The organism is Candidatus Zixiibacteriota bacterium (genome assembly GCA_040756055.1).
Classification (GTDB): Bacteria; Zixibacteria; MSB-5A5; order GN15; family FEB-12.
Genome location: JBFLZR010000003.1, coordinates 76,155 through 94,668, shown reverse-complemented (window position 1 = coordinate 94,668; position 18,514 = coordinate 76,155). Strand labels below are relative to the sequence as shown.

Sequence of the window (18,514 nt, the reverse complement as noted above, 5' to 3'; positions counted from 1 at the left end):
AGGCTCCTTTCATCTATTGCTTCAAAGCGGCCGTTAAAAGTTGATGGTCCAGCTTAATCCCCGGGCTCATGGTCGAGCATATCGACACTCCCAGAAGATAAGCGCCTTTGGCGGTAGCCGGCTTGGCACGCATGATCGCATCAATGAAAGCCATCACGTTTTCCGAAATCTGATTCGCTTCAAATGACAACTTGCCCACCGACACAGCCACATTGGACTGCTTGTCAATGCGAAACTCGATTCGTCCGCCCCGCAACTCTTTCACGGCACGGCCTACATCCATGGTAACGGTCCCGGTCTTCGGGTTCGGCATAAGTCCCCGCGGACCCAGCACTTTACCCAATGGCCCGAGAATCTTCATCATATCGGGAGTCGCCACGGCAACATCAAAGTCGGTCCAGCCGCCCTTGATCTTCTCGGCCAGATCCTCGGCGCCCACAAAATCCGCGCCGGCTTCCTGAGCCTCAGTCGCCTTATCACCCTGGGCGAACACCGCCACCCGAACCTTCTTACCGGTCCCGTTAGGCAGCGCCACCGTGCCGCGAACCATCTGGTCCGCGTGCTTCGGGTTTACTCCCAGCCGCACAGCAACCTCGATCGACTCGTCAAACTTGGCGTAATGATTCTCCTTGAGAACCGCCACGGCCTCGTCAAGCGGATACTTCTTGAGACGGTCAACCTTCTTGCGGAATTCCTGGAATTGTTTGGAACGTTTCATTAAATCCTCTTCTCCCTGAATACAACAGCTGCATCAGGTACAAACGAATCAAATGGTTACTTTTCTACCTCAATGCCCATCGACCGGGCCGTTCCAGCGATCATCAACATCGCCGTTTCAATTGAGGCCGCGTTTAAGTCCTTCATCTTGTTCTGAGCTATTTCCCGGATCTGGTCCATGGTGACCTTGCCAACCTTGTCCTTATTCGGCACCCCTGAACCCTTGGCCAGCTTGGCGGCCATCTTCAGAAGCGTCGAGGCAGGCGGCGTCTTGGTCTCAAAAGAGAAAGACTTATCCGTATAAACCGTGATAATCACGGGGGTCAGAATCCCGCTGCCGCCCTGAGTACGCGCGTTAAACGCTTTGCAGAACTCCATAATGTTCACGCCGCGCTGTCCCAGAGCCGGGCCTACCGGTGGCGCCGGGGTGGCACCGCCGGCCGGTATCTGAAGCTTTATCAATCCCGCTACTTTCTTTGCCACTTTTAACTTATTCCCTAAAAACGATTACACGTTGTTACTTCTTAATCAACTCAACCTGAAGAAAATCAAGTTCCACCGGAGTCGGACGACCGAAAATGGACACCATCACCTTGACCTTGCGACGCTCCATATTGACCTCGCTCACCGTTCCGGAGAAATCCATAAACGGACCATCATTGACCTTAACACTGTCGCCGGCCTGAAACGGTATGTCGCTGACCTCTTCGGTACGACTACGATCGATTTGACCGATAATCCGCTCGACCTCGCTCTGTCGAAGCGCCTTCGGACTTCCGCCGGCTCCGACAAAATTAGTAATGCCGGGCGTGGACACAACCAGCTCCTGCGTCTGCTTGCTCAAATCCATCTCAACTAGAATATAGCTGGGAAGGAACTTCTTGGTCGACGTCGTCCGTTTCCCCTGTTTCATTTCCGTCACTTCCTCCGTCGGCACGAGAATCAGCCCGAACAGACCCTCCATCCCCGCATTGGCGATGGCCGACTCGAGATACCTTTTGGCTTTCTGTTCGTGACCGGACAGAGTATGTACGGCATACCAGCGCAAGGCCATCTGCGTATTAACCTCCCAGTCCTCTTCCGAAAATGGTGGTTATGATCAGAGTCAGGATACGATCAACGATCCCGATAAAAATGGCGACAATCAGTGACACCACTATCGTCACGATAGTGGAACCGACCAACTCATCCTTACTGGGCCACGTGACTTTCCTGAGTTCAGCCACAACCTCTTTCAAGAACCTAACGATCTTTTCCATTCCATTCCAATCGCAATTTATGGCAGGCCAGGAGGGATTCGAACCCCCAGCATCCGGTTTTGGAGACCGGCGCTCTACCAGTTGGAGCTACTGGCCTATTCAAACCTGGATCGTTCGCTAACGTGTCTCTTTGTGCACGGTATGCTTGTCGCAGAAACGACAATACTTACGATACTCCACGCGCTCCGGATGCAGGCGCTTGTTTTTTGTGGTATAGTAGTTCCTACGCTTACATTCACCACACGCCAATATTATTCTATCTCTGGGCATCTTGTTTCATCTTATACAATTAATATGGTTTCTTCGCGCGCTATTCCAATATGTCGGCAATGACGCCGGCGCCAACCGTGCGGCCACCCTCGCGAATGGCAAAACGAAGCTCCTTCTCCATCGCTATCGGCGTGATCAACTCCACCGATATCGTGATGTTGTCTCCCGGCATTACCATCTCCACACCCTCCGGCAAATGAGCAATTCCGGTCACATCCGTCGTACGAAAATAAAACTGCGGCCGATATCCCGTGAAAAACGGCGTGTGTCGACCACCCTCCTCCTTCGTCAACACATATACCTCCGCCTTGAACTTCCTGTGAGGCGTGATCGAACCCGGCTTCGCCAATACCATCCCCCGCTCCAAATCCTCCTTGTTCACGCCACGAAGCAACAAACCAACATTGTCACCCGCCTCACCGTAATCCAATAACTTGCGGAACATCTCCACTCCCGTTACCACCGTCTTGCGCGTCTCACGTATACCAACTATCTCTACCTCCTCACCCTGCTTCACCTGACCTCGCTCTATACGACCCGTACCAACCGTACCACGACCCGTAATCGAAAAAACATCCTCCACCGGCATCAAAAACGGCTTGTCCTTCTCTCGCTTCGGCTCAGGTATGTACTCGTCCAACGCATGTACCAACTCATCGATCGACTTGAAAGCCGGATCATCCAAACTCGCCGACGCATCCGAGCCACGCGTCATCGCCTGCAAAGCACTCCCCCGTATCACCGGTATGTCATCACCCGGAAACTGATAACTGCTCAAAAGCTCCCGAACCTCTAGCTCCACCAAATCCAAAAGCTCCGGATCATCAACCATGTCAACCTTGTTCATGTACACCACTATGTACGGCACTCCCACCTGACGAGCCAGCAAAATGTGCTCGCGAGTCTGAGGCATCGGTCCATCGGAAGCACTCACCACCAACACCGCTCCGTCCATCTGAGCCGCTCCCGTTATCATGTTCTTCACATAATCAGCGTGACCCGGACAGTCTACGTGAGCATAGTGACGTACATCACTCTCATACTCCACGTGCGCCGTCGCTATCGTAATCCCACGCTCACGCTCCTCAGGAGCATTGTCAATCGAATCAAAACTGCGTATCGTCGTCTTGTTCTTACGACTCAAATACATCGTTATCGCCGCCGTCAACGTCGTCTTACCATGATCCACGTGACCAATCGTGCCCACGTTAACATGCGGCTTCGTCCGTTCAAATTTCTCCTTAGCCATGACTGGGGCCACACCTCCGAAATAAATTCATTAACAAGCCCAGAACCGGGATTGAACCGGTGACCTCATCCTTACCAAGGATGTGCTCTACCAACTGAGCTATCTGGGCCTTTTCTTAACTTCTTTTTTATCCAAAAAAAAAGCAGGCTACACCAGCTTTTTTAAGCAAGACACCAAATAAAAAAGATAGCCTAACACAAGTCAAGCTAATTTTTTAGCGAGTTTTTAAAAAACAATAATTTGTCAACAAATATATCGGCCCTCTAAAACCCCACCGTTAGCGAAAATGTTCATTTTTCACACAGAACTTCCTTCTCCACCCTAACGATGCACGCTGGCGCGACAGGTCTTTGTGCTCCAAATAGATAACATTTTTGGGGCTGGGGTAGGGCCGCTATTGCGACACCATCAAATTTGCCGAAAAAAGACAAAAAAAGAGCGGGAGACGAGGCTCGAACTCGCGACCAACAGCTTGGAAGGCTGTGACTCTACCAGCTGAGTTACTCCCGCTTAAGCGACATATAGTATCTAAAAAACGAATCTACCGCAAGAAATTTTTGAACCGCCAGCCTTTTTGAGCTTAATCCAACCAGCTACCGGCCCACCGGCCCATGCCCCCAATGCAGCTTGTTACGCAATACCTTATAGAACGTATTCTCAGGAAAGACAATAAACTTCAGATGATAATCCGCCCTCGTGATCGTGACCTTGGAATCCCCTTCAAGCGACAGCATCACCTGACCATCCAGAGCCAGCCCACCGCGATGATCCGGCGTCACAATCTTCACTTCCAGCACATCATCGGGAGACAATATCATCGGCCGCGTCGTCAACGCAAACGAAGAAATCGGCGCGGCAATCATGGCTTCCATCCTCGGGTACATAATCGGGCCGCCCACGGCCAGCGAGTACCCGGTCGAACCGGTCGGAGTTGAGATTATCAGCCCATCCGCCCGGTAAGTAACGATATTCTCACCGTTCACGCAGAGGTTTATATCAATCAGCCGGGTGACCGGTCCATTGTTTACAACAACATCGTTCAGGGCAAACGGACTCTCCAGCGATCCAATTCCCTCAGTATCGGCCCGGAGGACCATACGACGCTCCACCTGATAGTCACCTTTGCAGATAGCATCGAGCGCCGGCCGCAATTGCTGAGGCGTCAGTTGCGTCAAGAAACCAAGCGAACCCAGGTTTATCCCCAGAAGCGGTGTCCCGCTGTCGCGCACGGCTCTCGCCGACGACAACAGGGTACCATCCCCCCCCATCGAAACCAGAATATCAACCTGAGTGGCGATATGGGCTCGGTCGCAAAATTCTATGCCGTTGCCCGATAACTCCTTCAGATCATCAGACAGCACCACCGCATTGCCCGTATCTTCAGCCCAGAGAACGAAATCATCGATAGCTTCCCTGGCCCCGGCGCGCTTCACGTTAGCGATAAGTCCGAAACGCATTCTCTTTAACCCGACTGTTTGTGGTTTGCGGCGATTCCCGCGACTTTCTCCGCACCCTTTCGCGAATGACCGTTCTTGCGGAAAAGAAGTTTCTGCAGAAGCCCACCGCCCTCATCACCCTGATTTAAGACCTGCTCAATCTGCTCGACTATTCCATCGACATCAAGCCTGACATCGGCTAACAACTGTTCCCGATTACCATGCGTGACAAAGGCATCCGGCAATCCCAGCGCCTTGAATTTACCGCCAAACCCATTCGACAACAGATAATCGGCCACCGCCTGCCCGAATCCTCCACGAAGTTGGTTCTCTTCAATTGTGAATATCCCTCTGGCCTGCCGCGCCGCGTCATCAAGCACTTCATAATCAAGCGGCTTCACGAACCGGGCATTGACAACAGCCGTCGACACCCCTTTTTCTTCCAGCACTTTGGCCACCTCGAGCGCCGTGGTGTACATCGTCCCCACGCCCAGCAACACCACATCGGCATCAGTGGTCTCAGCCTCCCATTTACCCCACACGATAGCCTGAATCTCTTCGGTCATGTCGGTGGGCACTATCTCGCGGGGGTAGCGAATCGCCACCGGACCATCCAAATCATGTTCCACCGTATAATGAAGCATCGATCGCAACTCATTGCCGTCTTTCGGCGCGGCCACCACAAGATTGGGGACTGCCGGAAGGTAACTCAGATCAAAGGCTCCATGATGGGTGGGGCCGTCATTTCCGACCAGCCCTCCGCGATCCATGCAGATCACCACCGGTAGTTTCTGAAGAGCGATATCATGAATAACCTGATCGTAGGCCCGCTGCATGAAAGTCGAGTAAATAACCAGATACGGTTTCATCTTTTCGGCAGCGAGACCGGCGGCAAAACAGCCCGCATGGCCCTCGGCAATACCGACATCGAAAAACCTGTCCGGATATTTTTCACTGAAAGGCACCAACCCCGTCCCGGGCGCCATGGCGGCCGTTATGGCAACCACCTTTTTGTCTTTTTCGGCAAGTTCCAGCATCACGTCGCCGAACACCGAGGTATAGGCCGGGCGACCGTCTTTCTTGGGAGCGAATTCACCCGTAACCTTGTCGAATTTTCCCACTCCGTGATACGCCAGAGCATCGCCCTCGGCCGGCTGATAGCCTTTGCCTTTGACGGTGGCGATATGAAGCATGAGCGGACCGGAGAGATTCTTGAGATCCTGAAGCGTTTTCACCAGTAGAGGCACATCGTGACCATCGATCGGCCCGAAATACCTGAAGCCCAATTTCTGAAACAACATCCCCGGCACCAGCAAACCTTTGATGGAATTCTCTATATTCGCGATCGTTTCGCGAATCTTATCGCGTCTTTTGAACCTGCCGGTCAGGTCCCAGACCTCTTTGCGAAGCTTGTTAAACTTTTCGTCGGCCATGATACTCGTCAGATATTTAGAAAGCGCACCGACATTTTTTGAGATTGACCAGGTATTATCATTGAGCACGACCAGAAGATCCTTCTTCAAATGTCCGGCGTTATTGAGCCCCTCAAAAGCCAATCCGCCTGTCAGGGAACCATCGCCTATGACAGAAATGACCTTGAAATCTTTACCGGCGGCGTCACGGGCGGCGGCGAATCCAAGCGCGGCCGATATGGATGTGGAAGCATGCCCGGCTCCGTAATGGTCGTATGGCGACTCGTCCGGTTTGGAAAACCCGGCCAGTCCCTGGTACTGACGAATCGTATGCATGCGGTCTCCCCGGCCCGTAAGAATCTTGTGGCCATAAGTCTGATGGGAAACGTCCCAGATAATTTTATCGGCAGGAAGGTTGAAGACATAGTGAAGCGCCACGGTGAGCTCGACCACGCCGAGACTGGATGCCAGGTGTCCGCCGGTCTTTGAAACGGAGGAAATAATCTCCTGCCGGACTTCCTCGGCAAGCTCCGCGAGCTCTTCTACCGTTAGTTTTTTCGTATCGCTGGGAGTGTGATTGTTCAGAAGACGTTTCATTTTACTGCCATACGGGCTTGGTCAACTCTTTCGTTGAGCTATATAGTTCGCCAGGTGCCTGAGCATGTTGTCATCATATTCGTCAAAAATGCTGACCGCCTTCTCAATTAACGCGGCCGCGTCATCGCGAGCCTGCTGGATACCAACCGCCGATGGGTACGTGGCCTTTTGCTTTTTACTATCGGAACCGGTATTCTTTCCCAACAATTCGCGGTCACCCTCAATATCAAGGATATCATCAATAATCTGGAAAGCAAGACCGATTTTTTCCCCATAGACCGACAGCCTTTCGAGTTTTTCCTCGTCAGCCTTCGCCAGAATAGCCCCAATCCTCACGGAGCTTCTAATGAGAGCGCCGGTTTTGCGGCGGTGAATGTCGATAATCTCATCCTGCGAAACCACTCTACCCTCCGCCTCGATATCGGCCATCTGACCGCCCAGCATGCCCGCCGTCCCGATTGCCTGCGCCAATTCCATCACTGCGCGGGTTGAGCCGGTGGCGGCCATCAGGTGAAAAGCGATATCGTGCAGCGCGTCACCGGCCAGCACCGCCGTCGCCTCGCCGAATTTCTTGTGACAGGTCGGCATACCCCGCCGCAGATCATCATCGTCCATACACGGCAAGTCGTCATGAATAAGCGAATACGTATGAACCATCTCCAGCGCCGCCATAGCGTAATGAATACCAAGGTCCTCGCCGTCAAGATCGCCGCTACAGTACTCATATGTCGTGTACGCCAGTATCGGTCTGAGACGCTTGCCGCCCGCCATAACGGAGTACCGCATCGCCCGGTGAAGCGATTCGGGCGGCGCGTCGTCGCCGGGAAGATAGCGATCGAGAAGACTATCCGCCAGCCGACGTACCTTCTCGATATAGACTTTCACATCAGCGGTATCAGCCGGCATCTTCCGCTCCACTTGCGGCGTCGAATTCCTCTTCCACTATCGCCCCGTCTTTTTCGGTGATCATTTTTATCTTCTGGCCGGCTTCCGACAGTTTCTCGTTACAGAAGCGGGCAATCTCGAGTCCTTCGGTGTAGATATCAATGGAGTCTTCGAGAGACTGGTCCCCGGACTCCAGAAGGTCGGTAATCTCCTCCAGGCGGGCCAGCGCCGATTCAAAATCCTTGTACTTCTTTTTCGCTGTCATTGGTCCTCGTTTTTCTCTATTTTCTCCACCTGGCAGACCAAACGTCCGTCGCTGACAATAGCTTCGAGCGCATCGCCCTTCGCGATATTTCTCACGGATTTGATCAATTGATGCTCCGGCAGTTTTCTTGCGACAGCGAACCCGCGAGAGAGAATTCGCAAAGGAGAAAGGTTGTCCAGCCTCGAAACGACTAAAGATAACCGGTTTCTCTGCTTTTCAAAACTGTTTTTTCCCGCCGAGTTTAGCAGCCTGATCAACCCATCGATATACTGCTGCCGCTGGTTAATAAAATCCATCGGCCTTGAAAAAACCGGTCGACCCAAAAGCGCCGCAAGATTAGCGCGAGCGCTATCGACAAGCCCCTTGAGCAATGACGCCTGCTGCCGGACCATATCGTTTACCTTCTGACCATACTCGCGCTTCGACCAGACAGCCAGTTCTGCGGCGGCCGACGGTGTTGGGGCGCGAAGATCCGCGACCAGATCGGAAAGCGTGGTGTCAATTTCATGGCCGACAGCCGAGATCACCGGAATCCGCGATGCGGCAATTGCTCTGACTGTAACCTCGGTGTTGAACGGCCAGAGATCCTCGAGCGAACCACCGCCGCGACCGGTTATTATTAAATCAATATCATCGCGAGCGTTGAAATATTCAATTCCGGCGGCAATAGTTTTCTCGGCGCCATCGCCCTGAACCTGAGCCGGGTAGATAATCAGCTCAATACTGTCGTTGCGGCGACGCGTTATCTGAATAATGTCGCGAATAGCCGCCCCGGTTGGCGATGTTACCACGCCGATCTTCTGAGCGAACCGGGGAATCTCTTTCTTGCGGCTCTCGTCGAACAATCCCTCGGCTAATAGTTTTTCATGAAGCTGCCTGAATGCCAGTTCCAGCTCACCGAGGCCGACCGGAAGCATCTTTCGGCAGTTGAGTTGATAACTTCCCCCCTTTTCATAAACAGTTATGTCACCATATATCATGACCTTCTGGCCGTCCTCGGGTTCGAATTTGAGCGTCGCTCCCGCCGAACGCCAGATAGTAACCCTGATTACGGCTTTATCATCCTTGAGATTAAGATAACGGTGACCGGAGGAATGATGAAGATAACCCGATATCTCACCTTCGACCCAGATATTGAAAAAAGACTCCTCAAGAGTCGTCTTTATCATGCGCGTGACAGCGCTGACTGAATATGGTTTGGGTCTTTCCGCCATGGCCGCAAGATATGCAACACTCTTTGGTGTTCGCAACCTAAATACCCCGCAAGCTTATGATTTGTGAGACAGCTCCGGTTATCCTGATCCCGCCAGGTGCTTCAAAATATTTTCAGCCAGTTTCTTATTGATACCCCTGACTTCGGTCAGTTCTTCAATGGAAGCCTGTTTGATTTTAGCCACCGAACCGAATTTACCGAGAAGAGCCTGCCTTTTGGCCGGACCGACTCCCGCGATATCATCGAGCTGCGACTTTATGGTCCGCTTTGAACGCACCTTGCGCCCGTAGGTTATCGCAAAGCGATGCGCCTCGTCACGAATTTGCTTGAGTAGTATCAACGCTGGAGAAGATTTGTTTATGAGAATCGAGTCGGAGTGCCCCGGCACAAATACCTCTTCAAGTCTCTTAGCCAGGCCGATAACCGGTTGCTGCTCGAAACCGAGATATTTAAGCTCGGCCAGCGCCGATGACAACTGCCCCTTGCCTCCGTCAACAACGACAAGATCCGGCGCAGCACTGCTTTCTTCTTTAACCCGATAGAAATACCGGCCGATAACCTCGCGCATCATCTTGAAATCATCCTGGCCAATCACACCTTTAATCTTGAAATGACGGTACCCGCTTTTTTTGGGTTTGCCGTTCTCGAAATAAACGCACGATCCAACAGCGTCGGTTTCCCCCGTATTGGAAATATCGAAACAAACGATCGTGCGGGGCGAGCGCGACAGTCTGAGTTCGTCCTTGAGACTGGTTACCATCTTGCTCGTTCTATCGGCAAAGCGCTTTTTCTGGATAAGCATTTCATCCAGAAGCAGACGGGCGTTGCGCTCCGCCAGATCCACCAGCCGCATTTTATCTCCTATCAGCGGTGTTATGACCTTGACTTTCCCACCCTTAACATGACGCAACCATTTCTCCAGCAATTCCCGTTCTGATAAATCGCGAGGCAGAAAGACTTCTTCAGGCATATTTGGCTGATGGTTATAATACTGCGTCACGAATGTCTCCAGAATGGCTTCATCGGTCTCCTCCGGTTCACCCGTCAACTGGAAATCCTGCCTGCCGATAAGGACTCCCTCGCGAAGCTGCATCACCACCGCCACCGCATCGCGGTCTTCACGGGCGATAGACACTATGTCCCGGTCGACCAGTTCTCCGACATCGACATGCTGCTTTATCATCACCGATTTGATTGCCTCTATCTGATCGCGAATTTTCGCAGCCTCTTCGTACTCCATATTTTCGCTCGCTCTGGCCATCCTCTCTTCCAGCTTTTTGACGAGCGCCTTGGATTTCCCGGAGAGAACCATTACTACCGATTGCACCAACTCCGCATACTCCTGTTGGGATTGAAATCCCTCACACGGCCCGCCGCATCTGTCGATATGATAGTCAAGGCATACTTTGTGTGTCTTTCCTTTCGGAGCGGGAATAATCAGATTACACGTACGAATCATAAACAGCCGCGAAAGAAATGTGACCGTCTGGCGCATTCCCTTCGAGCTTGTGTACGGACCGAAATAAGTTGCCCCGTCTTTCTCCAGCCGGCGCACGATAAGCAGCCGAGGGAAAGGCTCGTTGGTTATTTTGATATACGGGAAGTGTTTATCGTCCTTCAGCGCCACGTTATAGCGAGGCTTGTGCTCGCGAACGAGATTGGCCTCGAGTATCAACGCCTCCACTTCACTGGCCGTTACCATCAGTTCAAAGTCACTGGCGCGCGATATCATCCGCTCCGTCTTGGCATCGTGCTGATTTCGCGACTGAAAGTAGCTGCGGACCCGGTTGCGAAGATTCTTGGCCTTCCCGATATAAATGATCTTGCCGCGAGCATCCTTAAACAAATAAACACCCGGTAAAAGCGGCAGGTTCTTGAGTTTTAGATTCAAATCCGCCTGTTTCATATTCACTTCTTTTAACTGATTTGGCCGGCTTGGAGTTGCAGAGATCTAATCGAGAATCCGACGAGCTCCGGCGAAACGTTCCGCCCAGTACTTTTCGTTCAGACTGCTGATAATGACACCATTGGAGCTGGAAGCGTGAATGAAACTCTCATCGCCCACGAATATACCTACATGGGAAATCTTACGGCCCTCGGTACGAAAGAACAAGAGATCCCCGTAGTAAAGAAGACTGTACGGTATCTCGCGCCCCGTCTTGAACTGGTCGGCGGCCGTGCGCGGAAGCTCAATCGTTCTGTCGAACTTCTTGAACACCGACTGAGTGAAATGCGAGCAGTCCACCCCCTCCTCGTATTTTGACATCCCCTTGTACGGCTTGCCGAGATAGTCCTGAAGAATCATTCCCAATCTAAGATAATCATTGGTGGTATACTTGCTCTCCAGGGTTTCTTCAATTTGCTGGAGGCGTTCCTCACCCCCCGTGCGATAACGCGGATTGGCAGTGCAGCCCACCAGCAACAGCAGGCTCAGTAATGTGAATAGTTTCATCAGGCCAGCTTCGGATATACTATTCCAAATCTCTTTTTGTAATATATCCGGGCTGAAAAAATTATAGCAACTATAAACAGCAGATATCCCCAGAAAAAGTACCCGGCCAGAAGGGTCAAGAGCAGAATCGGGAGTTTTGAGGCAATTAAGATTGCCTCGTCCCGCCTCAGAATCATAGCCCCGATGATCGTCACCGCGGAAATCATGGAGAGATAGACCAGCTCCACATGCCGCGAGTAATAAGCGATATAAGCCGAGGCCAGCACCAGTATGAGCGCCATAAGCAAAACCACTGTCTGCGGCAAAACCACACCAAGCGTGCGCTTTCCCGCGAGGGCGTCGCCCTTTTTGTCGGGAATGGTGGTAAGCAAATATATCGAGCCAACGGTCAGGGCGAAGTAAAACGGGTTGTCCCATCCCAGAAGTCCCGCGTTGTGAAAATTCATCCCCGGCATAACGGCAATTGAGATCAGAAAGCCAAACCCGATCGCGTTGGCCAAAAGCCCCGAAACCGGCCTGTCCTTCAGACGCAACGGCGGCACCGAATAGATAAACCCCAGAACGAACAGCACCAGGAAAATAGCGAAGGCCAACGGTGACACCAACGCTCCCGTGACCAGGCTGAGAACTGACATCAGAATATACATTTTCATCATGTCAATGTGCTCGAGGATACCGCTTTGCAGAAAGCCTACTTTGCGATTTATCCGGTCGGTCTCGAAATCATAAATCTGATTCACATAGTATGCGGCCGCCGCCGAGAAGCTCAATCCCGCCAACATGACCAGATCGATCCAGTCAAAGCTGTCACCGCTGAGATTATTGTGATATTTAAGCGCGACAAGATAGATTGACCACACCGGAAGGTGCAATAGCGGTCGCGACGCCCATATAATATCAACCAGTTTCACGATACAATTATAAGCAGACGGTAGAAAAACATAAAGGGAGCGGCAAACAGAAGTGAATCGAACCGGTCAAGCACACCACCATGCCCGGGAATGAGCGGCGATGAGTCTTTTATTCCGATCGACCGCTTCCACATCGATTCCACCAGATCACCGACTTGCCCGAATACCGAACATCCTCCGGCGAGAACCAAAACATGGTACCACTCCAGCCTGTTGAATTTCCAGAAATACATTATGACACCGATTAATAGCGCCCCGACAATCCCACCGACAAATCCTTCGACCGTCTTGTTCGGAGACACCCCCGGCGCCAGTTTGTGCTTTCCAATCCATTTACCGAATCCCATGGCGGCCGTATCACCGACCCACAGCACACCGAACAAAAACAAAAGCCAGTCTCCCCCCGCCACCTGAAGATCAGCCAGCTGCGAATACTGATTGCCTAGCAGATAAACATATGGATACAAAAGGCCGATATAAAAGACACCCCACACGAGTCGACTGTGACGGGTGAACAACTCCGCCGGCGGCTCTTTCCCCGTAGCGAATATCATTCCGCTGATAAGAAAAACAACCAGAATGCCCGACACCCCGCTGAATAAAAACTGCACCCAGAACCATGTCGAGGCTGCTTCGTATCGACTCAGGACCAAAAACGCCACCGCCAAAAGTCCGAACCAGAAATAGAAGCTACCGGGACGATGACCTTCGTTTATCAGGAATTCCGAGATGGCCAGAAGCGCGAAAAGCATAACCATCCCGAACAACCATGCTCCCCCTTGGTAACAAATCCAGAGGATTATCGGGATGGTGATGGCCGCGACAATGATTCGTGTTATAAGGTTCTTGCTCATTACTCCGCTTTGGAATCGATTTTCCCGAATCGCCGTTCACGCCGTTGAAAATCGGCCACCGCTTTGAAAAGCTCCTCGCGGCCGAAATCAGGCCAGAGCGTATCTATGATATAAAGCTCGGTATAACTGGTCTGCCACAACAGGAAATTGGAGATGCGCATTTCCCCCGATGTTCTAATCAAAAGATCCGGGTCGGGCATGGCGGCCGTGTACAGGAAATCAGAGAACAGCTCCCCGGTAATATCGGGGATATCGAGTATTCCCGCACGCACGGAATTGGAAATGGCCTTCACGGCATCGAGAATCTCTGTCCGCCCGCCGTAATTGAGAGCCAGAGTCAACACCAGCCCTTTGTTATTTCGCGTCTTCTCAACCGCGTTCTGAAGGACCTTCTGGCGCGTGGCGGGCAAACCGTTTATCCGGCCGATCGTGCGCAACTTAACATCGTTTTTTATCAGGTCATTGAGCTCTTTACGGGTGGTCCGCGTAAGAAGCGACATCAGCGCCGAAACCTCGCTGCGCGGGCGACTCCAGTTTTCCACCGAGAAAGTGTACAGCGTCAGGTACTTGATCCCGACCTCGCTGGCAGCCTTCACCACCTCCCGGACCGCCCGGACCCCCGCTTCGTGTCCGAAAGTGCGCGGCTTGTTGCGAAGCCTCGCCCACCGACCATTACCATCCATAATAATGGCCACATGCGCCGGAATACGCTCCGGCTTGGCCATTATATCGGCCTTTATCTTCTCAACATCGCTTTTCATCGCACTGGAAGTTATACACTCCTGCTGCCATTATCAAGCCCAATTGACACGCCGCCGTCAATGCTCCGCAATATCTTTCAGCGGTATATGGTGATATCCGTTATGCCCGTCTCCGTCCGCAAAAACTCGGTCGAGAATATCCCCCGCCTGGCCGAAACCTCCCAGATTGAGTCAGGGAAAACATACTCATCGCGTGTTACAAAGCGGTATGACTGCGAATAACGTTTATACCTCTCCCGGTTGGGATAGTGAAGATGAAGCCATTTGAGAAAGAACTCCGCCCGGTCGAATACCGCCAGCCCCACCGGACTGGGGTCCTCCGCCGAAAAAGAATCAAATCCGACAGCCATGTCTTCCCCCCCGGTGTCGTTGGGGAAAAAATAAAAATGATAGTCCTTCGTGAAAACATTCACAACATCGACATGGATCGGCCGATGACTGCGTTTCGCGGCCGCAATCGCATGCGCGGAGTCAAGTTGCCCGAAGCTGTAGAAATAATCTGTAACCGATGAATCCGTGCGCACGACCTCGCCATCATCGCCGATATTCATATAATAAGTTCTCGCGCGAAACGAGAAAACGGCTCCCCGCTCGAGCGGATTGCGACTGTCGAACACCGCTCCCGCCCTTTCGCAATAGTAGGAGAGAATCGGATCCACCTGCTGGCCGCCGTCCGTCGCGATAACGAGCGATGACCAGAGCAAAACCGCCAAACTGAGTCCATATAGCCGAAATTTGCTTGACATATTTTCCCCTGTGCCCGTATTATAATTGAGGATGTCAAACCGGCGATGCTGCCATCCCCTGCGGATTGTTGACATCACTCTTAATTGTTTTTTTACATAATATATAAAAGCAAGAAAATAGTCCACCTAATAACAAGCCATCTGAAAGGATGACCATGCTGGTTAGGGATTTAATGAAAGCGCAGACGAAGTCGCTGGTTACGGCTAAAATGTCGACAACCATACCCGACGCCATGCGACTTATGATCGAAAACCGTATCAGCTGCCTTCTTATCACGGAAGGTGAGGGCAGGCTGAAGGGTATCATCAGCGACAAGGACATTTTCAAAGCCTGCCGTGATTACTGCCACGAATTCGCCAACAAAACGATAGCGGATCTGGCAACCACCGATGTCATCGTCGGCGTGGACAACGATGACCTGAACTACATAGCTCACCTGATGACGCAAAATCGGATCCGCCATATCCCCATCGTCGACGGCGAACAACTTGTCGGATTGGTTTCAATCGGAGATGTCGTCAAGGCCCAGATGGATGATATCAGAGTGGAGAACCGCTATCTCAAACAGTACATCGACGGCACCTATCCGGGTTAGCCGTCTGCCGGAGCCGCTCAAGACGAAACACAAACGAAAAAGACCGGGCCACACGCCCGGTCTTTGAAAAATTTCAATCGATTCGACCGACTTATACCTCGAGAACTTCCTTCTCCTTCTTGCTGAGCAGTTCATCGATAGCCTTGATTGATTCGTCAGTCAATTTCTGAACCTCATCGTGAAGATCCGCCTCCTGGTCCTCCGAAATCTCCTTGCTCTTCTGAGCTTTTTTGGCATGCTCATTGGCGTCGCGGCGAATATTGCGAATCGCCACCCTGCCGTCCTCAGCGAGATTCTTGCACTGCTTGACCAGTTCCTTGCGGCGTTCTTCATTGAGGGGCGGTACGGGTATGCGGATCATCTGCCCGTCCACAGCCGGGTTCAGACCAAGATCGGCCTTCTGGATACCTTTGACGATATCGCCGATGACCGTCTTGTCGAAGGGCTGCACGACCAACAGCCGCGGCTCGGGTGCGTTCATGCTGGCTACCTGGTTCAAAGGCATTACCGTCCCGTACGCTTCCACTTTGACCGAGTCGAGAATGTGTACCGACGCCTTGCCGGTGCGAACCGTCCCAAGCTCCTTCTTTACGGCCTCTATAGTCTTGTGCATTCTGTCTTTGGTGTCTTTGATTAATGCGTTTAACATATCTCTTACTCCCTATTTTAAGAACACACGTTACTTACCGATTTAAGATATCAGCGTCCCGACCTGCTCACCCAACACGACCCGGCGAAGATTACCCGGGGTGTTCAAAGCAATAACCCGCACCGGTATGCGATTGTCCTTCAGCAGCGATATGGCCGTTGAGTCGATAACCCTGAGCTCTTTGGTCAACACATCCATATAGGACAACGTCGGGTAGAACTCGGCATCAGGGTGCTTCTTGGGGTCGGCCGAGTAAACACCGTCCACATTCGTGGCCTTGATAAGCACCTCGGCTCCAACCTCCATGGCTCGAAGTGATGCCGCCGTATCGGTCGAGAAATACGGATTGCCTGTGCCTGCGGCGAAAATCACCAGCCGGCCCTTCTCCATGTGCCGCACGGCGCGGCGCCGGATATACACCTCGGCAAAAGCCTCTATCTTCACCGCCGACATAACACGTGTATAAATACCCATTTGCTCGAGAGTATCCATCATAGCCAGCGAATTGATGACTGTGGCCAGCATACCCATGTTGTCGGCCGTGACCCTGTCCATGCCCCGGCCCGACGCGGACAAACCCCGAAAGATATTGCCGCCGCCGACCACGATACCGATTTCAAGGCCCAGCTCTTTTATTTCTTTGACTTGTTTACAGATTGATTCAACGGTGGGGGCGTCAATACCGAAATCCCGGGAGCCCATCAGGGCTTCCCCGGAAATCTTCAGAAGGATTCTCTTATAGACAGGTGAACTACCTTCGGTATCCATAGTTATTCACCAAGACGGAAACGGGCAAACCGACGAACCTGGATATTCTCGCCGAGAGTACCGATCATTCTCTTGACGAACTCATCAACGCTCAGGTCGTTGTCCTTGACGAACGGTTGTTCCAGAAGGACCACCTCGGCATAATATTTTTCGATTTTCCCGTCGACGATTTTATCGACTATCTTTTCCGGCTTTCCTTCGTTGAGCGCCTGGTGACGATAGATCTCGCGCTCTTTTTCTATAAGCTGCGCATCGAGTTCTTCGCGCCTCACGCACAGAGGGCTGGAAGCCGCGATGTGCATGGCGATATCACGGCAGAATGCCTTGAAATCGTCCGTGCGGGCCACGAAATCGGTCTCGCAGTTGATCTCAACCATCACTGCCAGCTTGTCGCCGGTGTGAACGTAGGTGGCGATGACACCCTCGGCCGTCTTGCGACCCTCTTTCGAAGAGGCTTTGGCGATACCCTGCTCGCGCAGATATTCGATCGCTTTCTCAAAATTGCCATCGGTCTTGCCGAGAGCCTTCTTGCAGTCCATCATCCCGGCTCCGGTCTGATCCCGAAGCTCCTTGACCATCTTAGCTGATATTTCCATCGACCTTATCTTTCTTCTACTTCTTCGTTACCGGATTCTTCTTCAGTGGAGCTGGTGTAGGTTTTAAGCTGGACTTCGCGGTCCTGCTCGCTCGCGGCTTCGATTTCCGCCGTCGACACCGAATGCCTGGTTTCAACAGCGGCATCCACCATATGCTTGATAAGCACCCGGATCGATTTTATAGCGTCATCATTGCCGGCAATCGGAAAGTCTATCGGGTCCGGATCGGCATTGGTGTCCACAATACCGATAATCGGGATTTTCAGCTTGGCCGCCTCGGCCACGGCGATCTTCTCTTTCTTGGCGTCGACTACGATAACCAGACCGGGAAGAAAATTCATCTCCTTGATGCCGCCGAGCACCTTGGTCAGCTTCTCGGCTTCATTCTCAATCTGAGCCCGCTCTTTCTTGGTGAACTTCTCCAGCGTACCGTCTTCACGCATACGCTCGATATCCTTGAGCTTCTTGATCGAATTTTTGATCGTGTTGAAGTTGGTCAGCATACCGCCGAGCCATCTCTCCGTCACAAAATACCCGCCGCAACGACGAGCCTCTTCCTCCAGCACTTCCTTGGCCTGTTTCTTTGTGCCGACGAACAAAATCGACCGGCCCCGGCCGACCACCTCACGGACTTTCATCTTGGCCTTTTCCAGCGCATCCAGCGTCTTGTGAAGATCAATGATGTAAATACCATTGCGGGCGCCGAAAATAAACGGCTTCATCTTGGGGTTCCAGCGACGGGTCTGATGACCGAAATGGACGCCGGCCTCAAGCAGTTCTTTGATTTGCGGTGAAATCATCTCTACCTTAAGAATTAACGGTTACACTTTACCCCGGCGTCATCCTTTAACGAACCCGTGATTCCGGGACCATCGAAA

At 52.2% G+C, this 18,514-nt stretch carries 22 protein-coding genes and 3 tRNA genes; 1 reads left to right on the top strand and 24 read right to left on the bottom strand.

Annotated elements, in window-relative coordinates; genetic code table 11:
- Nucleotides 1-13: 13 nt before the first annotated feature.
- The 20 genes from rplA to AB1483_06730 all read right to left on the bottom strand — a co-directional run bounded on the left by rplA (nucleotide 14) and on the right by AB1483_06730 (nucleotide 15,027).
- Nucleotides 14-718 (bottom strand): 50S ribosomal protein L1, encoded by a 705-nt coding sequence (gene rplA / locus AB1483_06825; GenBank protein MEW6412172.1) that lies wholly within the window; start codon nucleotides 716-718, stop codon nucleotides 14-16.
- 56 nt (nucleotides 719-774) lie between these two features.
- Nucleotides 775-1,200 (bottom strand): 50S ribosomal protein L11, encoded by a 426-nt coding sequence (rplK, locus tag AB1483_06820; protein MEW6412171.1) that lies wholly within the window; start codon nucleotides 1,198-1,200, stop codon nucleotides 775-777.
- 34 nt (nucleotides 1,201-1,234) lie between these two features.
- Complete coding sequence (gene nusG, locus AB1483_06815) at nucleotides 1,235-1,771, bottom strand: transcription termination/antitermination protein NusG (protein MEW6412170.1); 537 nt, start codon at nucleotides 1,769-1,771, stop codon at nucleotides 1,235-1,237.
- Nucleotides 1,772-1,778: 7 nt separating this feature from the next.
- Nucleotides 1,779-1,976, bottom strand: coding sequence for a preprotein translocase subunit SecE (gene secE / locus AB1483_06810; protein ID MEW6412169.1), 198 nt, complete (start codon nucleotides 1,974-1,976; stop codon nucleotides 1,779-1,781).
- A gap of 20 nt (nucleotides 1,977-1,996) precedes the next feature.
- Nucleotides 1,997-2,073: transfer RNA gene (locus tag AB1483_06805), tRNA-Trp, on the bottom strand.
- Between the two features lie 20 nt (nucleotides 2,074-2,093).
- Nucleotides 2,094-2,246, bottom strand: coding sequence for a 50S ribosomal protein L33 (gene rpmG, locus AB1483_06800; GenBank protein MEW6412168.1), 153 nt, complete (start codon nucleotides 2,244-2,246; stop codon nucleotides 2,094-2,096).
- Nucleotides 2,247-2,286: 40 nt separating this feature from the next.
- Nucleotides 2,287-3,495, bottom strand: a complete 1,209-nt coding sequence (tuf, locus tag AB1483_06795; protein ID MEW6412167.1) for an elongation factor Tu — start codon at nucleotides 3,493-3,495, stop codon at nucleotides 2,287-2,289.
- 36 nt (nucleotides 3,496-3,531) lie between these two features.
- Nucleotides 3,532-3,604, bottom strand: a tRNA-Thr gene (locus AB1483_06790).
- Nucleotides 3,605-3,932: 328 nt separating this feature from the next.
- Nucleotides 3,933-4,005: transfer RNA gene (locus AB1483_06785), tRNA-Gly, on the bottom strand.
- A gap of 83 nt (nucleotides 4,006-4,088) precedes the next feature.
- On the bottom strand, nucleotides 4,089-4,952 hold the full coding sequence (locus AB1483_06780; protein ID MEW6412166.1) for an NAD(+)/NADH kinase: 864 nt from the start codon (nucleotides 4,950-4,952) through the stop codon (nucleotides 4,089-4,091).
- Nucleotides 4,953-4,957: 5 nt separating this feature from the next.
- A complete protein-coding gene (dxs, locus tag AB1483_06775) occupies nucleotides 4,958-6,940 on the bottom strand; it encodes a 1-deoxy-D-xylulose-5-phosphate synthase (protein ID MEW6412165.1) in 1,983 nt (660 codons plus the stop codon).
- Between the two features lie 21 nt (nucleotides 6,941-6,961).
- Complete coding sequence (locus AB1483_06770; GenBank protein ID MEW6412164.1) at nucleotides 6,962-7,846, bottom strand: polyprenyl synthetase family protein; 885 nt, start codon at nucleotides 7,844-7,846, stop codon at nucleotides 6,962-6,964.
- Nucleotides 7,836-8,090, bottom strand: a complete 255-nt coding sequence (locus AB1483_06765) for an exodeoxyribonuclease VII small subunit (protein ID MEW6412163.1) — start codon at nucleotides 8,088-8,090, stop codon at nucleotides 7,836-7,838. Before AB1483_06765 ends, AB1483_06770 begins: the two co-directional genes overlap by 11 nt.
- Nucleotides 8,087-9,304, bottom strand: coding sequence for an exodeoxyribonuclease VII large subunit (gene xseA, locus AB1483_06760; GenBank protein MEW6412162.1), 1,218 nt, complete (start codon nucleotides 9,302-9,304; stop codon nucleotides 8,087-8,089). Before xseA ends, AB1483_06765 begins: the two co-directional genes overlap by 4 nt.
- 78 nt (nucleotides 9,305-9,382) lie before the next feature.
- A complete protein-coding gene (gene uvrC, locus AB1483_06755; protein ID MEW6412161.1) occupies nucleotides 9,383-11,209 on the bottom strand; it encodes an excinuclease ABC subunit UvrC in 1,827 nt (608 codons plus the stop codon).
- Between the two features lie 45 nt (nucleotides 11,210-11,254).
- Complete coding sequence (locus tag AB1483_06750; GenBank protein ID MEW6412160.1) at nucleotides 11,255-11,755, bottom strand: C40 family peptidase; 501 nt, start codon at nucleotides 11,753-11,755, stop codon at nucleotides 11,255-11,257.
- Nucleotides 11,755-12,666, bottom strand: coding sequence for a UbiA family prenyltransferase (locus AB1483_06745; protein ID MEW6412159.1), 912 nt, complete (start codon nucleotides 12,664-12,666; stop codon nucleotides 11,755-11,757). The genes AB1483_06750 and AB1483_06745 overlap by 1 nt, the downstream gene beginning before the upstream one ends.
- The gene (locus tag AB1483_06740) at nucleotides 12,663-13,520 is read right to left on the bottom strand and encodes a phosphatidate cytidylyltransferase (protein MEW6412158.1); all 858 of its coding nucleotides are present in this window, start codon (nucleotides 13,518-13,520) and stop codon (nucleotides 12,663-12,665) included. The genes AB1483_06745 and AB1483_06740 overlap by 4 nt, the downstream gene beginning before the upstream one ends.
- Nucleotides 13,520-14,281, bottom strand: a complete 762-nt coding sequence (locus AB1483_06735) for an isoprenyl transferase (protein MEW6412157.1) — start codon at nucleotides 14,279-14,281, stop codon at nucleotides 13,520-13,522. Before AB1483_06735 ends, AB1483_06740 begins: the two co-directional genes overlap by 1 nt.
- Before the next feature lie 77 nt (nucleotides 14,282-14,358).
- Nucleotides 14,359-15,027 (bottom strand): hypothetical protein, encoded by a 669-nt coding sequence (locus AB1483_06730; GenBank protein ID MEW6412156.1) that lies wholly within the window; start codon nucleotides 15,025-15,027, stop codon nucleotides 14,359-14,361.
- 173 nt (nucleotides 15,028-15,200) lie between these two features.
- Between AB1483_06730 and AB1483_06725 the strand changes: the two genes are divergently transcribed.
- Nucleotides 15,201-15,623, top strand: a complete 423-nt coding sequence (locus AB1483_06725; protein ID MEW6412155.1) for a CBS domain-containing protein — start codon at nucleotides 15,201-15,203, stop codon at nucleotides 15,621-15,623.
- 91 nt (nucleotides 15,624-15,714) lie between these two features.
- Here AB1483_06725 and frr read toward each other — a convergent pair whose 3' ends face one another.
- The 4 genes from frr to rpsB are packed head-to-tail and all read right to left on the bottom strand — an operon-like array spanning nucleotide 15,715 to nucleotide 18,436.
- Entirely contained in the window at nucleotides 15,715-16,272 is a 558-nt protein-coding gene (gene frr / locus AB1483_06720; GenBank protein MEW6412154.1) for a ribosome recycling factor, read from the bottom strand.
- A gap of 42 nt (nucleotides 16,273-16,314) precedes the next feature.
- Entirely contained in the window at nucleotides 16,315-17,040 is a 726-nt protein-coding gene (gene pyrH / locus AB1483_06715; protein MEW6412153.1) for a UMP kinase, read from the bottom strand.
- A 2-nt stretch (nucleotides 17,041-17,042) separates the two neighbouring features.
- Entirely contained in the window at nucleotides 17,043-17,636 is a 594-nt protein-coding gene (gene tsf, locus AB1483_06710; GenBank protein MEW6412152.1) for a translation elongation factor Ts, read from the bottom strand.
- Nucleotides 17,637-17,641: 5 nt separating this feature from the next.
- On the bottom strand, nucleotides 17,642-18,436 hold the full coding sequence (gene rpsB, locus AB1483_06705; protein MEW6412151.1) for a 30S ribosomal protein S2: 795 nt from the start codon (nucleotides 18,434-18,436) through the stop codon (nucleotides 17,642-17,644).
- Nucleotides 18,437-18,514: the final 78 nt, after the last annotated feature.

Bases quoted from the DNA above. Each gene is read 5' to 3' on its own strand.
- AB1483_06770 (MEW6412164.1), bottom strand. From the start codon at position 7,846: ATGCCGGCTGATACCGCTGATGTGAAAGTCTATATCGAGAAGGTACGT.
- secE (MEW6412169.1), bottom strand. From the start codon at position 1,976: ATGGAAAAGATCGTTAGGTTCTTGAAAGAGGTTGTGGCTGAACTCAGG.
- xseA (MEW6412162.1), bottom strand. From the start codon at position 9,304: ATGGCGGAAAGACCCAAACCATATTCAGTCAGCGCTGTCACGCGCATG.
- dxs (MEW6412165.1), bottom strand. From the start codon at position 6,940: ATGAAACGTCTTCTGAACAATCACACTCCCAGCGATACGAAAAAACTA.
- tuf (MEW6412167.1), bottom strand. From the start codon at position 3,495: ATGGCTAAGGAGAAATTTGAACGGACGAAGCCGCATGTTAACGTGGGC.
- frr (MEW6412154.1), bottom strand. From the start codon at position 16,272: ATGTTAAACGCATTAATCAAAGACACCAAAGACAGAATGCACAAGACT.
- rplA (MEW6412172.1), bottom strand. From the start codon at position 718: ATGAAACGTTCCAAACAATTCCAGGAATTCCGCAAGAAGGTTGACCGT.
- AB1483_06735 (MEW6412157.1), bottom strand. From the start codon at position 14,281: ATGAAAAGCGATGTTGAGAAGATAAAGGCCGATATAATGGCCAAGCCG.
- AB1483_06750 (MEW6412160.1), bottom strand. From the start codon at position 11,755: ATGAAACTATTCACATTACTGAGCCTGCTGTTGCTGGTGGGCTGCACT.
- nusG (MEW6412170.1), bottom strand. From the start codon at position 1,771: ATGGCCTTGCGCTGGTATGCCGTACATACTCTGTCCGGTCACGAACAG.
- uvrC (MEW6412161.1), bottom strand. From the start codon at position 11,209: ATGAAACAGGCGGATTTGAATCTAAAACTCAAGAACCTGCCGCTTTTA.
- AB1483_06765 (MEW6412163.1), bottom strand. From the start codon at position 8,090: ATGACAGCGAAAAAGAAGTACAAGGATTTTGAATCGGCGCTGGCCCGC.
- AB1483_06740 (MEW6412158.1), bottom strand. From the start codon at position 13,520: ATGAGCAAGAACCTTATAACACGAATCATTGTCGCGGCCATCACCATC.
- rpsB (MEW6412151.1), bottom strand. From the start codon at position 18,436: ATGATTTCACCGCAAATCAAAGAACTGCTTGAGGCCGGCGTCCATTTC.
- pyrH (MEW6412153.1), bottom strand. From the start codon at position 17,040: ATGGATACCGAAGGTAGTTCACCTGTCTATAAGAGAATCCTTCTGAAG.
- rpmG (MEW6412168.1), bottom strand. From the start codon at position 2,246: ATGCCCAGAGATAGAATAATATTGGCGTGTGGTGAATGTAAGCGTAGG.
- AB1483_06725 (MEW6412155.1), top strand. From the start codon at position 15,201: ATGAAAGCGCAGACGAAGTCGCTGGTTACGGCTAAAATGTCGACAACC.
- AB1483_06730 (MEW6412156.1), bottom strand. From the start codon at position 15,027: ATGTCAAGCAAATTTCGGCTATATGGACTCAGTTTGGCGGTTTTGCTC.
- AB1483_06780 (MEW6412166.1), bottom strand. From the start codon at position 4,952: ATGCGTTTCGGACTTATCGCTAACGTGAAGCGCGCCGGGGCCAGGGAA.
- tsf (MEW6412152.1), bottom strand. From the start codon at position 17,636: ATGGAAATATCAGCTAAGATGGTCAAGGAGCTTCGGGATCAGACCGGA.